The 13,828-nt window shown below is 66.1% G+C and carries 13 protein-coding genes, 1 tRNA gene and 1 pseudogene; 11 read left to right on the forward strand and 4 right to left on the reverse strand.

Annotated features, from left to right (window positions below):
• The first annotated feature begins 12 nt into the window (after positions 1-12).
• Positions 13-954 (forward strand): SLAC1 family transporter, encoded by a 942-nt coding sequence (locus ABD844_RS44055; protein ID WP_344892833.1) that lies wholly within the window; start codon positions 13-15, stop codon positions 952-954.
• Between the two features lie 220 nt (positions 955-1,174).
• Here ABD844_RS44055 and ABD844_RS44060 read toward each other — a convergent pair whose 3' ends face one another.
• Positions 1,175-1,531: a hypothetical protein gene (locus tag ABD844_RS44060; protein ID WP_344892836.1), complete on the reverse strand. Its 357-nt coding sequence runs from the start codon at positions 1,529-1,531 to the stop codon at positions 1,175-1,177.
• Between the two features lie 434 nt (positions 1,532-1,965).
• On the opposite strand from ABD844_RS44060, the gene ABD844_RS44065 reads away from it, so the two are divergent.
• The 5 genes from ABD844_RS44065 (at position 1,966) to ABD844_RS44085 (ending at position 6,138) form a co-directional block, all read left to right on the forward strand.
• Complete coding sequence (locus ABD844_RS44065; protein ID WP_344892839.1) at positions 1,966-2,562, forward strand: hypothetical protein; 597 nt, start codon at positions 1,966-1,968, stop codon at positions 2,560-2,562.
• 194 nt (positions 2,563-2,756) lie between these two features.
• A complete protein-coding gene (locus ABD844_RS44070; RefSeq protein ID WP_344892842.1) occupies positions 2,757-3,056 on the forward strand; it encodes a barstar family protein in 300 nt (99 codons plus the stop codon).
• 75 nt (positions 3,057-3,131) lie between these two features.
• The gene (locus tag ABD844_RS44075; RefSeq protein WP_344892845.1) at positions 3,132-4,031 is read left to right on the forward strand and encodes a hypothetical protein; all 900 of its coding nucleotides are present in this window, start codon (positions 3,132-3,134) and stop codon (positions 4,029-4,031) included.
• A gap of 154 nt (positions 4,032-4,185) precedes the next feature.
• A complete protein-coding gene (locus ABD844_RS44080) occupies positions 4,186-4,563 on the forward strand; it encodes a hypothetical protein (RefSeq protein ID WP_344892848.1) in 378 nt (125 codons plus the stop codon).
• Between the two features lie 1,197 nt (positions 4,564-5,760).
• Positions 5,761-6,138 carry a hypothetical protein gene (locus ABD844_RS44085; RefSeq protein WP_344892851.1) on the forward strand — a complete coding sequence of 126 codons (378 nt, stop codon included), beginning with the start codon at positions 5,761-5,763 and terminating at the stop codon, positions 6,136-6,138.
• 418 nt (positions 6,139-6,556) lie between these two features.
• Here the strand turns inward: ABD844_RS44085 and ABD844_RS44090 are convergent, their stop codons facing one another.
• Positions 6,557-7,027 (reverse strand): histidine phosphatase family protein, encoded by a 471-nt coding sequence (locus ABD844_RS44090; protein ID WP_344892854.1) that lies wholly within the window; start codon positions 7,025-7,027, stop codon positions 6,557-6,559.
• Between the two features lie 207 nt (positions 7,028-7,234).
• On the opposite strand from ABD844_RS44090, the pseudogene ABD844_RS44095 reads away from it, so the two are divergent.
• From ABD844_RS44095 to ABD844_RS44115, 5 genes and pseudogenes are all read left to right on the forward strand, one after another.
• Positions 7,235-7,381, forward strand: a pseudogene (locus tag ABD844_RS44095) (tyrosine-type recombinase/integrase); the annotation flags it as partial.
• Positions 7,382-7,845: 464 nt separating this feature from the next.
• On the forward strand, positions 7,846-8,850 hold the full coding sequence (locus tag ABD844_RS44100) for a DNA-methyltransferase (RefSeq protein WP_344892856.1): 1,005 nt from the start codon (positions 7,846-7,848) through the stop codon (positions 8,848-8,850).
• Between the two features lie 354 nt (positions 8,851-9,204).
• Positions 9,205-10,104, forward strand: coding sequence for a DNA-processing protein DprA (locus tag ABD844_RS44105; protein WP_344892859.1), 900 nt, complete (start codon positions 9,205-9,207; stop codon positions 10,102-10,104).
• Positions 10,105-10,106: 2 nt separating this feature from the next.
• The gene (locus ABD844_RS44110; RefSeq protein ID WP_344892862.1) at positions 10,107-10,925 is read left to right on the forward strand and encodes a ComF family protein; all 819 of its coding nucleotides are present in this window, start codon (positions 10,107-10,109) and stop codon (positions 10,923-10,925) included.
• A gap of 328 nt (positions 10,926-11,253) precedes the next feature.
• The gene (locus ABD844_RS44115; RefSeq protein WP_344892864.1) at positions 11,254-12,639 is read left to right on the forward strand and encodes a tyrosine-type recombinase/integrase; all 1,386 of its coding nucleotides are present in this window, start codon (positions 11,254-11,256) and stop codon (positions 12,637-12,639) included.
• A 121-nt stretch (positions 12,640-12,760) separates the two neighbouring features.
• Here ABD844_RS44115 and ABD844_RS44120 read toward each other — a convergent pair.
• Together ABD844_RS44120 and ABD844_RS44125 are read right to left on the reverse strand one after the other, a co-directional pair.
• Positions 12,761-12,842 (reverse strand) — tRNA-Tyr (locus ABD844_RS44120).
• Positions 12,843-13,158: 316 nt separating this feature from the next.
• On the reverse strand, positions 13,159-13,455 hold the full coding sequence (locus ABD844_RS44125; RefSeq protein ID WP_344892867.1) for a hypothetical protein: 297 nt from the start codon (positions 13,453-13,455) through the stop codon (positions 13,159-13,161).
• Between the last annotated feature and the right edge of the window lie 373 nt (positions 13,456-13,828).

A 13,828-nucleotide genomic window follows, 5' to 3' on the forward strand; every position in this document is an offset into this window, starting at 1 on the left:
ATCACCTCGAACATGTTTGGAATCTCCTACGGGTTGGCCGGTCTGGCAACCTGCTGGGGGTACGCGGCCATGCTGAGGCTGGCGCCCGCGCTGGTGGCCGACATCCTGTTCGTCGTCACCGCCGTCGTGTGGCTGGTGCTCATCGTCGGCTACGTGTCGCAGGTTCCGCAACGGCCCGGCGGCTGGCGCGGCGAACTGGCCGATCCGGTGCTGGCGCCGTTCGTGTCGCTGATCCCGATCGTCGGCATGCTCCTGGCGATCGGTCTGATGCCCCACGCCCCTACCGCCGGCCGGTGGCTGTTCGCGCTCTTCGCCGCCGCCACCATCATCCTGGCAGGGTGGATCACCGGCCAATGGATCGTCGAAGGGCTCGACCTGGACCGGTTCCACTCCGGCTATGTCCTGCCCGCCGTCGCCGGCGGACTCATCGCCTCCATCGGCGCCGCCCGCGCCGGCTGGACCGCCATCGCCCACGCGTTCATGGGCATCGGCCTCGTGTCGTGGCTGCTCATCGGCTCCGTCATCCTGGCCCGGCTACTGTTCCGCCCGCGCCTGCCTGCGCCGCTGATGCCCACCCTGGCCATCGAGATCGCGCCGCCCGCTCTCGCCGGCCTCGCCTACCTGGCCATCACCCACGACAAGGTCGACGCCCTGGCCCTGGTGTTCGGCGGCTTCACCGTGCTCGCCGCCATCGTCCAACTCCGGCTGATCCCCGTGTACCGCCGGCTGGCGTTCAGCCCCGCGTTCTGGTCGTTCGCGTTCCCGTACGCCGCCGTCGCCACCTTCGCCCTGCACTGGATCCACTACGGAAAGCCCGTCGGGCACACGGTGTGGGCCTGGTGCGTACTGATCGCGATCACAGCCTTCATCGCCGCGCTCGTCGCCAAGACGACGACCGCCCTCGCCCACCACAGATTCCTGCCCCAACTCCAGAACCCGCAAGCACCGCGGTAACGGCATACCCATTGCACGCCAGTTGCACAACGATCACCTGGACGTGTCAGCATCCAACAGGCTCTCCCCCAACGGCGGCCGGTCGGCTGACACAGTGGCGGCCGGAATTTCCCCACTTCGGGAATGGAAGGCCCCGCAGCGCAACCGGGGAACACCCCTACTGACCTTGCTGCCTGCGCTGGGAAGGCACGGTAGGAACCCCTCCTGAGGGCAGGAGACCCTACTGCCCGAAGGAGAATCGAAGCTGAGCATTAATCAGGAAATTGAGCCGGTAACGCAGATGGCCGATCACAGCCTGCTCCGGAATTCCCTCAGGCGTCAACAGCGTCCAGCGCAGTGCGCAGCCGCTCTCAGCCGGCCGGATGTCGAACCGGATCTCATCATCGGGCCTCCCCGGCCACAATGATGACCAGACCACGAGCTCCGGCTTCACCGCATGCAGGATGCGCGGCTCAACCTCGTCAGGACGCAGATCGAGCCATGGGCGCCCACCAGGTCGTCGGGGATCGGTCAGGCTCTCCCACACGACATGAGCCGGCGGCGGTTGCTTACGCTCTCGCGAGCCCAACTCGATCACTTCAACAGTCTAGAGAAGAATTGGCGATGCGGCTGATGGGGTTCTCAGCGCTCCTCAGCGAAATCCAAGATTCGGAGAAGCAGACTTCGAAGGTCTTCTTCCCGGCCCGCGGAGGTCTACATGAGGAGACGCTTCTCAGGGAGATCGCTATCGGGCGGCGATGGTCTCAGGGCACACAGCACGCTGCGAAACGACCGTTGAAGCGGAACGGTCTCTGGTCAACCGGTCAACGGCGACCTCACGGCTAGCGCCGATCCGGGGCATGTGGACGCCTGCGCGGAGGTTCAAAGCTTCGTCACCCAGAGCGGACAGGCAGCGGTTCAGGGCGTCGTACGGATCGGCGGGCCGTCCTTGATGAACCGGATGCCGTGCCGGCGGCGGGGCGACCCCTCCCACAGCCGCATGAATTCTGGCGGGCGGTTCAGCGCCTTGACATGCCGACGACGGAGTGGATCAATTGCGGACTTGTGCGCATCCTTGCAGGAACACTGGTGATCGCTACCCTGGTCGCGGGGTGTTCGAGCGACCCCGTCGACGCGGTACCAGCAGCCGCGCTCGCGCCCCCAACGACCACGGTCGCGAGCCCCGATCCACGCGTGGAGACCGAGACTCCCTCGCCGCAGGCGACGCCGAGCCCGGCGCCGCTGAGCGTCGATCAGGCGGCCCGCCGTTATCTGGGCATCGTGCGGCCGTACAACATCGCGCTCGAGCGACTTGAGCAGGCTATCAACGGCGGCCAGCCTGTCACGGTGCTACGCCGCCGAGCAGCGCAGGTCGCCACCGCGAACAAGACGCAGATCCGGCATTTGACCGACACCGCCTGGCCCAGGGCGCTGCGCGGTCCGGTGGGGCAACTCGAGGCCGAATCGCTCACGGCCCAACGGCACTGGCTCCTGGCGGCGCGTGCCCGTACCCGCGACACGCTCATCCAGGAGGTACTGAACGCCGCCCGCCACGACGGCAAGCCGGCGGTGGGAAAAATCCGCGCTCTCCTCCACCTTGAGCAATACGACGAAGAGGACTACTCGTGACCGTCCATGGCAACCTACGTTGTCCACCATCGTTCGCTTCCATGCACCCACCATGGCCAGCCACAGACAAGCGAGCCTCAGTGCGGCACCAACTGTCGACGGTGCGCAACTCATGACCGTACCTACGGAAAAGTGAAGGCCCGCTCCTGGCCCGGCGATCAAGCCTGAACCGCGGAAACTCGGGAGGTGGCGCAATGCGCGTCGTCGTTGATGGGCGGCAGATACCCATGGAGGCCAATCTTCACCGGTTTCTGGCCGGACCTCTGGACTTCGGGCCTTACTACGGCAACAACCTCGCCGCGCTCCGGAACAGGCTGAGTACCGATGTGGAGCTGGTGTGGACTCACTGGGAGGAAAGCAGAGCCAACCTCGGTGCCGATCTGTTCGAGAGAATCCGCCGGCTCTTTGACAAAGTCCATACACAAGACGCGGCATGGGGCCTGCGCGACCGTTTCACCTTTGAGCTGCGCAGCGTGCACACCCCGCCCGCCTGATCATCTCGTCCGTGGGCCGACCCCTGGAGAGCACCCGTTGGGGTCGTACCAGCAGCCACGAGATCATGTCGGAATATGACCATGGACTCACCGCGGGCCGCATGGCGGCGCCTCGACAAACAGGTACGCCGGGAGCTGTTGCTCTCCGTGCAGAGGCACCCCGATCCCCAGGTCGCGGCCGTCGCGGCGGCGTATGCGCGATCAATGCTCGGCGTGAGCGGCTACTTCCGCCGCTTGGTCCCGGCTCTGCTGCTCATGCTGCTGCTCCTAATGGCGCTCGCGGTGTCGGTGGTCGCCACGTTCGTGGCTGGCGTCGAGAACTCCCGGTTCCAGGTGGTCGCTCTGGTGCTGTGGGTGGCCATGGTCGTATGGTTCGTCCGGCGTGACGCGCGACGGCTGAAGGCGCTGATGCGCATGGAGTACGTCAACAACCTGGCCGTGCCCACCGCCTCTCCGGCCACCGCCATGGGTCCCACCGGCCCCTTGGTGGTCCGGTACGACATGAAGCGGGCGCGCCGCGACTGGGCGCTGGCCGGACTCGTGCCAGGGGCCCTGGTCGGCGTCGCACTGCTGTTCGGTCCGCCGGCCCTTTCCATCCCGCTGTTGGTTCTGGCCGTGGTCGGAGGCATCGTCCTGCTGTCCGTACGGCTCGACAAGCCTGTGCTCGTCCTGGACGAATCGGGGGTCACGCTCCCCCGCCGTGGCTTCACCATCACCTGGCCGCAGATCTCGGCCATCCGCCTGATGCCTCTCCCACGGGGGACCGGCCGCAACGGCTCCCACCGCATCGTGGGCTTCATGCTGGCCGACGAGGAGCACACCCTGCGCATGGCCCCGCCCAGGTTGGCCAAGCAGATGCGGCGCTCCAATAGCTACTTCGGCGTCCCGCTGGTCATCGCCGACAAGTCCCTGACCAGCGACGCCGCGGCCATCGTCCAAGCGGCTCGTGCTCTGGCCAACGTGCCCTGTGAATGAGCGCGCCAGGAGCGACGGACTTCAGGTCAATTCGGCAGCCGGGACGGCAGCCGCCCTCCCTGGGCGGGGCAACCGGTGTTGCAAGATCACAAGAGAAGGGACAACGCCAATGAACTCTGGCCCACAGCCGGAAACTCGGGACACCATGCCCGACATGCCGACCTCAGTGTTGCGACTGGCGGAGACGCTTGCCATGCTGGCCGCCTCCGCCGACGAACAGGCGGCATGGGTTGCCCGGCACCAGTGGCACCCGGACGAATTGGCGCTCGACCTCGACTGGGCGAACGGGTGGGTACCGTGGAGCGTCGACGAGCAATCGCCAGGGCTCTTATCACCGATCCTTCACGATCTTTTGCAGCGCATCGACGACTGCCTAACGGCTATGAGCGGTCAGTCCCACTCCGAAAGGTGGAGCCCCAAGGGACTCGCCACCGATCCCGGATGGGCTGAAGTCCGGTATCTCTCCAGTCAGGCACTCGCCGAGATCGCGGCGCTGGACCTGATCGCCATCCCCTCGCCGACGGATCTGTAGACACAACCAAGCTCTACCTCGCGGCCGATCTTCCTGCTGCCTCGCGCTGGTCGGCATGATCACATTGTTACGACTGAAGGATTCAGATGGGAATCCATGGGCTTGATCCTCAACGCGCGAGGCGCGTGGCCGAGTTGGAGGCAGAGTGCCGACCCCTACTTGGATGGGAAGACGGAATGGAAGCGGTGCAACGTCTCCTGGCCGACCGGGGCGTGAGCGTAATAGATTCCATCTTGGTCACAAGACAGCTCCTCGGTGCAGGCCCAAGCGCACTCGGAGAAGCCAAGGCAGCTGTATTGGGCAGTGCAGCCCGGACCACCGACTGGGCGCATCATGGACGTTCCGTGGCCGACCTCCTTGCCCGACTCGAGGATGACCCAGACATCCAGGTGTACGAATCAGGCGATCAGTAGCAGCCTCTGGTCACCTGAAGACTTGGAGGACCTACCTCAAGCCGGACGCAGACCATAACTACGTTGTCCGGTGAGCCGTGCTGAGGAACGAAGCACGGATCGTCGATTGCCCCCAGCCATCCACAGCGGCCAGCCATGCAGTGGCGACCGTAGGGCTGCATCTGTGCGACGGCGCGGCAACCTCGGTCGCAGCGTTCGGTCCGTACGACGGGGGCGGCGTGCGGCGCCCAGCCCGGTGTCCCGCGCCGTTCGGGACCGGCCCCCAGGCCGCACGCCCGGACGGCGGGCGGGCGGATGGCCGGGGTGCGGCGCCGCCGCTTGATCGACGGTCAGGAGGAGATCGTCAACCGGCGGATCGCGGACGTACTGACCGCATGAGATAACAAACAACTTTCCTCGAAGGGCTCCGGCTTCCCCCGGGGCCTTTCGGCGTTCCAGGGCCACATCATCCCGCGCACATCCCAGCCCATGGGCGTCCACCTGGGGAAACACCCCATGATCCATCCCGCATATATCCCGCGACCAGCGACAAACCGCTCATGGCGGCATCTGGCTGCACACCCCTGAAACATAGAAGAGGCCCGTAGGGCCTCTGAGCTGCGCTAACTGCTGGTGGCAGGTGCAAGGTTCGAACTTGCGTAGGCTGAGCCGACGGTTTTGCAGCGCGTGACCGCTTCCAGGTCCGCATAGTGTCTGACCTGCGTTGCTCGGCTGTCGCGTCGCTCCCCGTAGCATGATCATTGCACGCATATTGCACGGTGCCTTGAGTGCCTACATCCACAATATGAGCAAGATGGATGACTTTCAGAGTGATCAGAAGCGTCTCCTGCGGGAGATGCTCAGGAGCGGCGAGCCACACTTCGAAGTGCGGTTGACCCTCGTGAAGACAGAGGAGGGAGGACGCCAGGGACGAATCGTGCACGGCTACCGTCCCCAACTGTGGATCGGGCAACGTCTAGCTACGGACGACATGATCCATTGGGACAGTCGACTCTACCCTCGCAACGATCGAGGACTAAAGCCGGGAGAGACAGGCAAGGCCCTTATGTTCCTGCTCAGTCTTCCTCCTGCCGTGCTACAAGTCGGTGAGCACTTGGAGTTCTTTGAGGGCCAGCGCCGAGTGGCTATCGGCGAAGTCCTCAGCGCAGTCAACCTGCCATGACCCAACAGCGCCGACTAGCCACCTGTCAGCCGGCCTGCAGCCGAATCCGCGCTGTCAGTTTGGGAATTGCAGGAATCTTGGCTTGTAGAGGCACCGGCCTGGGCCGGAAGGCGGTCGTGAGTGACCGTGGTTGTCCCTTCGTTACCGCCCTTAATGGGACGCTAATGGCACGACGATCAGCCCGCGACCTGGTGTCTCGCACGCGACGCGCGCACCCCGCCCGTCTGATCATCCCGTCTGGCGTCGACCCGCCCGGAGGGGAAGCGGGCCAGGGCCACGGGGACAAGGTGGAGCCCCCAACCGGAGGAACGACCTTGGCCCCGTGGCCCAGTCTGCTCGGCTTGTCCCGGGTCGATGGTGGGCGGGATGATCAGGCTTCCACCTCAGCCACCTACGGCCCAGACACCCGGCGCGGCGATCATCCCTGAGCCGGAGCGCCCCCGCCGGAGGCTGGGGTTTCGTTGAACCGACGGAGTGTCCATCTTGGTGGCGGCCACTGTGTGCGGTTCTGGTCGATGATCCATTCGGTGATGGACGCCGGGGATACTTTCAAGTCGAAGGAGCGGTAGACCGGTAGCAGCCCGAGTGCGTTGAAGGAGATCTCAACCGTCTCGGCGTGGCCGACGAGAATGATGGTTTCCCCACGGTGACGATGGGCGAGGTCGGTGATGGTGCGACTGGTGCGGGTCACCATCTCGGCCCAGGTCTCGTTTCCTTGCTGGAAGGGCCGGTAGATGCCGCCTCCCTCGATGTCGAGGCGTTGGAAGAATTCTGCGTGGGTGAGGCCGTCTGCCTCTGGCGGGGTGTGCCATGTGCAGAGCCCGCAGTCTGATGCTCGAACCGCTCCCCACCAGGGATCTCCACATCGGCCAACCTCAACCGAATCCACCGGTTGTCGTAGATCAGCCGTTCGCCGTGCACAACCCAGCGCGTCAGCTCGGCGTCATCAGCCACACCGCGAAGCTACCGCCTTGCACATGCCGGGTACACAGCTTCCGACTGGAGCAGGAGAAGGTTGCCGAGTTGTGCCTATACGGATCAAGCGGCGGCGCGGCGCGCCGCCATACCCGGCCCCACGCCTGCCCGCCGCCCGGGCATGGTCGCCTCTCCGCTCGCCAAGCGCCCCTACGACCTCCGGCACCCGGCCGTATCCCTCTGGCTCAACGCTGGCGTCCCGGCCCCGGAGGGTGCCGAGCGGGCGGGTCACAGCGTTGACGTCCTCCTCCGCGTCTATGCGAAGTGCCAGATCAAGCCCCGCGCCAACGTGCGACTCACCCTCACCAGCGACGGCCTGGCCCTCGACCAGCTCAGCGATCCGCTCCTGACCTTCCGCCTGCCCGCCTCCGGCGAAGCACCGTTCCTGCGCGACTGGCGGAACTGGATCGCCCAGCAGGTGACCAAGAAGCCCGAGCCGGTGACCTCCGCCCGAGGCGTCGCCCTGAACCCGGCCTACCTGGCCCGCTTCCGCGCCGCCTCCCGCGACCACCTGCCCTTGGAGATCCGCCCTGCCGGACGCTTCATGGTCATCACCTGCGGCACTCACTTCCTCGGCCTGGTCACGCCCATGGACCTGAGCAAGAGCAGCGAGTACGGCTCCGACCCGCTGGCCGCCAACTGGCTGTCCACCCTGGCCAAGGCAACCTAGTGACGGGCCGCGCGATCGTGCTCCGCGGAGACGCACGCCGACTCCCGCTACCAGACGAGAGCGTGGATCTGATCTGCACCTCGCCGCCGTACTGGGCGCTGAGGGACTACCGCGACGGCGACGAGAGCCTGAAAGGTCAGATCGGCAACGAGGTCTCGCCGGGTGAGTATGTGGAGTCGCTGTGGGAGTGCACCCGCGAGTGGATTCGGGTCCTCAAGCCTGAGGGTTCAATCTTCGTGGTGCTGGGCGACAAGTACTCTGACCGTGCTGACGGCGGTTCGGCGTCGGCGCAGTCGTGGCGTGAGGACCGGGCGGGATGCCTGCCGCCCGGGAAGTCTTCGACGGCGATGGCGCCGCGCAAGTCGCGTCTGATGCTGCCGGAGCGGTACAGGATCGGATGCCTCGATCTGGGGCTGCTAGTGCGGGTGGTCATCATCTGGTCGCAGCCGTCAGCGATGCCAGAGAGCGTGACCGACCGGGTCCGAGTCGCGCACGAGGACATCGCTCACCTGACCAAGGAGCCACACTACTACGCGTCCGTGGACGAGATACGCACCCCGGCGAGTAATTACGAGCGCAGGCCGGGCGCTCGCCGGGCGACCCCTCCCGGGCAGCGCCGCCGGGCCATGGCAGACACAGTGAACCCGCTCGGCCCTCTCCCCGGGAGCGTGTGGGAGATCGCGTCGCAGCCGCTAGTAGTGCCTGAGCATCTCGGGACCGACCACTACGCCGCCTTTCCCATGGAGATCCCGAGGCGCACCATCCGCGGCTGGTCTCCGCCCGGCATCTGCGTCAAGTGTGGCGAAGGACGCCGACCGTTAGTCGAGAAGCCAGGCGTCCTCGGCCAGAACAACAACCCTGACGGCAGGATCCGATCCACAATCCGTGGCGGCTCTGCCGAGTGGGCACTGCGCATGAGTAACCCTGACCGCATGGTCGGTTACGCCTGCGACTGTCTCCAACCCAACGCGCCTACCCGGCCTGCTGTCGTGCTCGACCCGTTCGGCGGGGCAGGCACCACGTCCCTTGTGGCGGCCACGCTCGGCCCGCCACGGCGTGAGCGTTGATCGCTCCGCGGACTACTGCCGCCTCGCTGCCTGGCGCACCACCGACCCGGGAGAGCGAGCCCGAGCCCTGGGCTTGCCCAAGCCCCCACCTGCCAATCCTGATCAGGCGGCGCTCTTTGAAGCGTCGTGAGCCTCTTTCGATCCCTGCCCACGCGCCGGAATCTTGTGACCTGCTCAAAAGGCCACGCTTCCGCGGCGCGGCCGGTACGGCGGTGAATCCAACCCGGCAAACCCGCCCCGCCGTGGTGCCAGGCTCGGCACGATAGCCCCAAGGCAACCACGCATCCTGTCGCTGCTTTTGTCGGCGTCAGCGCGTACGTTCACACCGAAACCACGTTCGAGATGGTGATGACCATGACCACGATCGACGAGCAAGCCGCCGTCCTCGCCCTCACCAAAGCCACCCGCGACAAGCCCTGGTTCTACACCGCACGCATCATCCTCGACGCGGGTAGCGCCCTGGCGCTGCTCGACCGCCGCTGCGCGAGCCGGGACGCCGACGACCGGGCGCACGCCGCCGACATCACGGCCCAGGTCCTGCCCGGCGACCTGGCCTGGGCGCGCGACCTCGTCACGGCCATGCGCGATGACGGCGTCCATCTCGTCACCGTGCTGGACGACGCCTACCCCGGCAACCTGATGTGGGCCTACGACCGGCAGCCGTTCCTGTGGATCCGCGGCGACATCCGCCCCAACGACCACCGCTCCGTCGCCGTGATCGGCGAGGTCGACTCCGGGCATGCGGCGTCTGCGGCCCGCGCCTTGGCCCAGGCCGGCATCACCGTGGTCGCGCCGCTGCGCTCGGCCCTGGACGCGGCGGTCCACCAGGCCGCGCACGACGCCGGTGGCCGCACCCTGGCCGTCCTGTCCGGCGGCATCGCCGAGCCAGCCACCGTCGACGAGTACGCCAGTATGGCCGAGCAGATAGCCAACTGCGGCGCGCTCGTGTCCGCGTTCTGGCCCGACGCCGCTCCGACCGACCGGACCGTGGCGCTCTCCCGCATCGTGACCTGCGGGTTAGCGGACTGCCTGTATGTCGTCGACGGGGCCGCCGGCGGATCGTCAGCCGGCCACGTCGAGCAGGCACTCCAGACCGGCAAATATGTGTTCGTGTCCCAGCGGCTCCACCAAGAACAGCCATGGGCCGCGCGAGCAGGCTCGCGGGGAGGCATGACTGCCGTCCAGGACATTGACGAGCTGCCCAAGCAGGCGGTCAATCTCATAGATATGACCCCTGGAACGAACACCTATTGATCATGGGTGATGCCGAGGCGTTCACCCGCGAATTCCTGCCACTGTTCCGCCCAGTTCCACCGACGCGGCCAGGCGTGTGCCGAATCTGCCACTCCGGTCCGAACAACGTCGGTGACACCGGCGGGCCTTGGGCCACGTGCGCAAGCTGCAAGCGCACCACGAAGAACTTATACGGCCACACGCAGTACGTGGTGCCGATCTCGCTGACGACCACAAACACGCAACTGTACGACGTGCTCGTCCGCAAAAGGGACCCCAACGGCCCCGGAGGGCGGCGCAAGCGGGCCGACTTCCTCGCCGCGACGGTGAGCCACTTCTACCACCAGCACGCCCACTGCCTGCAAGGACTGGCGGGCGGCCCGTTCACCCTGGTGGCCACCATCCCGAGCAACAACCTCGACACACCCGCTAAAGCCTTCCACATCATGTGGCAGGTCGTGGAGAGGGTGGGCGCGCTGGCTCGACTGTGGCGGCCACTGCTGCTGGAGGCAGACACCATGTTCGCGCCGGTTCTTGCCGACCGCCGCGCCCACCGGGACGCCTTCCGGGTCCCCCGCTCTGACAGGTTGGACAACGCGCGCGTCCTGCTGGTGGATGATCTGTTCGTCTCCGGCGCTCACGTACAGAGCGCAGCCTCGGCACTGATCGAGGCCGGAGCTGCAGCAGTGGTGACGCTCGTGATCGCGCGGCTGATCAACCCGGCGTCCAAAGATCCCTATAGCGCCGGCATCTGGAAACAAGCCTGCGAGCAGCCTTTCAGTTTCGACTGCTGCTGCATCTGCGACCGGCACGACCGCGCCCAGAATCCACGCAACCTGTAACCGCCTCCCCCGGCAACACCGGGCCCGCTCTCAGCACACAGAGCGGGGCCCTTTCGCATCCCACGCGCCCCTTCACCTGCGCACGAGCGCCGCCCAACGAACGAGTTCACCTCGCCATGCCTACTGACCAGCCCGACCCGACCACGCCCATCGGAAGGGAGACAACATGACCGCCTCACTGCAAAGACCGTGGCATCGCCCGCTCCACCTTCTATGACTGGCGCGCCAAGCGTCGGGCACCCAGATGCATCACCTTGCCCAACGGCAGCCTGCGCATCCGCCGCACCGAGTACGAGCGCTGGCTTGCCTCCAGAGAGGACACCGCTTGATGAACACCACTTACGACGTGCGCGTATGGCGCGTACTCACCAACAAGAACAAGGGAGGAAACACCTACACCGTGCGGTGGCTCACCGCTGAAAAGCCCTGGCGAGAGACGTTCGTGACGCGGGCACTCGCTGAGAGTTTCCGTGCCGAGTTGCTCACGGCCATCCGGCAGGGAAAGGCGTTCGACCTGGCCACCGGGCGCCCCCGCGAGCACGCCGGACAGCGAGGCCAGTCAGTCACGTGGTGGGAGCTGATGTGTTCCTACGTTGACCACCGGTGGGACGACGCGGCTCCGAACTCGCGCAGCTCAATCGCTGACGCGCTCGCCACCGCGACACTGTCTCTCCTCACCAGTGGGACCGGCCGGCCAACCAAGTCTGATATTCGCCAGGCTGTGTCCAAGTGGGCTGCTCACAAGCCGCGCAGGACTGCCGGGAACATACCGGAAGACATCGCCAGCACGGTTGCGTGGCTGGAGAAGAACACCGTTCCCGTGGCATCGCTCGCCGATGAGGCTACGGTCCTGGAGACGCTGAAAGGCATTTCCAGGACCCTGACGGGAAAGACCGCCGCAGGGACCACGATCGCCCGTAAACGCGCGGTCTTCTACAACGTCCTGGACTATGCGGTGAGCCCGGCCAAGCTACTGCCCAACAACCCGCTGATCAGCGTGAAATGGAAGACGCCCAAGGTCTCCGAGGAAGTCTCTCCCCGCCGCGTGGTCAACCCCAAGCAAGCCGAGGCGCTGCTCGCCGAGGTCGAAAAGACCATGGCGCAACTGACGGCATTCTTCGCGGTCATGTACTACTCGGCTCTACGCCCAGCGGAAGCCGCCGACCTCACAGCCGACGAAATCGACCTGCCCGACGTCGAAAGTGACGATAAGTGGGGATGGTTCTGTCTCGGCGACTCAGCGTCGGCGGTCGGAGCCGACTGGACAGGGAACGGAAAGCGTCGGGAGTCGCGAGAACTCAAGCACCGCGCACGTACGGCAGTCCGACCCGTACCGATCCCGCCGCCCTTGGTTCCCATCCTTCGCGCCCACCTCAGGACGCATGGCGTAAGCCCGGACGGCCACCTGTTCGTAGGAGAGAGCGGCGGCCCGCTCTCGGAGAGCGTCTATGGCCGCGTCTGGCAGAAAGCTCGTACGGGCGCGCTGAGCAAGACCGAGGCCGCCTCACCGCTCGCGGCCCGGCCGTACGACCTGCGCCACGCCTGCGTCTCGACATGGCTCAACGCCGGGGTTCCGGCCCCCCAGGTCGCAGAGTGGGCAGGGCACAGCGTGAACGTGCTTCTTCGGGTCTACGCGAAGTGCATCGTGGGCCAAGACGGCTTCGCCCGAAAGCTGATCAGCGAAGCCCTGGAACCTCCGCGAGAGGCCGACTGATCGCCGACGCGCATGCGACGCGAGAGCCCGTAGAACGCCGTTGACGACCGTGAACAGCCGGACACAAAGCAAGAGGCCCGCCACCGCGTTTCCGCTGGTGACGGGCCTCTTCTAGCTGGTGTGGCAGGTGCAAGGTTCGAACTTGCGTAGGCTGAGCCGACGGTTTTACAGACCGCTCCCTTTGGCCACTCGGGCAACCTGCCGTGCCATCCGCTCTCGCGGCGACAGAAAGAAGGATAGCGGACTTCGGAGGTGTACGTGACACCGGTTTGTCCTGGGCCGGATTCGGATTGTCCGCGCCTGCGGGCCAACCGGCTCCGGCCCACACGCCTGCTCGCTCGCACCTCGGTGGTCCCTGTGCCTCGTCGACGCATGTGGTGGAAGGGACTGGAGAGATGCGAGGGTTTCGCCCCTCTGGCCGCGGTTGTGGGGCCGGGGAGGTGGATTCGGGGGGACGGTAGCCGGGGCGCGATCAGCGGTGTTGAGGGCTGGGCCTTCGTCGTGGGAAGGCCCATGGCTTCAGGTGGCTTCGTGGGCGGATGGCTCGGCGGCGCTGAGTGTTCGTGTCGGGTCGCAGGATGCCGGTGCTGTGGGTGGTGCTGATGGGGGGTAGGTGAGGCTTTTGTTCAGGTGGCGTCGGAGGGCGGCGAGTTCGTCGCCTAGCGCGGCCAGATCTCGTCTTATCTCGGTACGGACGTCGTCCAGGCGCATCAACACCAGGAGCATCACGGGTGTGATGTCGTCAGCGGTACGCGGGTTCCTGTTGAGCCCCCGCAAGCGCGCCATCAGATCGAGGATCTCTGCCTCTGCGTTCACTCATTCCTACTTTGCGAGGCTGGAGGGCAATCCCCTGCGCCGGGGCTACGGCTCGGGGCTGACGTGGAGAACAGTTGCCAGACCCACGGCCGTCACCGCAGCCATCGGCCCAGGTCAGGGTGTGGTTTGTGCTTCCGGCCGTCGACGTTTTTCTCCTCCCGGCAGTGAACGGTTCCACATGGCGTGGGCGCGAAGGCGGGCGCGCGTCGCGAAAGAGGGCGGTCGGCCGGTTCGGCGGTGGTTGATGAGGGCTTGAGCCGGACGACGGGTGGGCGAATCTCATGGGTTCGTACCGGGGACGTGTGTGCGATGCTGAGGCGTTTCTGACTTAATGATGCAGATCGCAGATTCTTCAGCCAGCATCGGTGGCTCC

The sequence above is a fragment of the Nonomuraea antimicrobica genome, from assembly GCF_039536965.1.
Classification (GTDB): Bacteria; Actinomycetota; Actinomycetes; order Streptosporangiales; family Streptosporangiaceae; genus Nonomuraea; species Nonomuraea antimicrobica.

Coding starts and splice junctions, on each gene's coding strand:
- ABD844_RS44065 (WP_344892839.1), top strand. CDS start 1,966: ATGCCGACGACGGAGTGGATCAATTGCGGACTTGTGCGCATCCTTGCA.
- ABD844_RS44105 (WP_344892859.1), top strand. CDS start 9,205: ATGACCACGATCGACGAGCAAGCCGCCGTCCTCGCCCTCACCAAAGCC.
- ABD844_RS44055 (WP_344892833.1), top strand. CDS start 13: ATGTTTGGAATCTCCTACGGGTTGGCCGGTCTGGCAACCTGCTGGGGG.
- ABD844_RS44075 (WP_344892845.1), top strand. CDS start 3,132: ATGACCATGGACTCACCGCGGGCCGCATGGCGGCGCCTCGACAAACAG.
- ABD844_RS44080 (WP_344892848.1), top strand. CDS start 4,186: ATGCCGACCTCAGTGTTGCGACTGGCGGAGACGCTTGCCATGCTGGCC.
- ABD844_RS44110 (WP_344892862.1), top strand. CDS start 10,107: ATGGGTGATGCCGAGGCGTTCACCCGCGAATTCCTGCCACTGTTCCGC.
- ABD844_RS44115 (WP_344892864.1), top strand. CDS start 11,254: ATGAACACCACTTACGACGTGCGCGTATGGCGCGTACTCACCAACAAG.
- ABD844_RS44085 (WP_344892851.1), top strand. CDS start 5,761: ATGAGCAAGATGGATGACTTTCAGAGTGATCAGAAGCGTCTCCTGCGG.
- ABD844_RS44070 (WP_344892842.1), top strand. CDS start 2,757: ATGCGCGTCGTCGTTGATGGGCGGCAGATACCCATGGAGGCCAATCTT.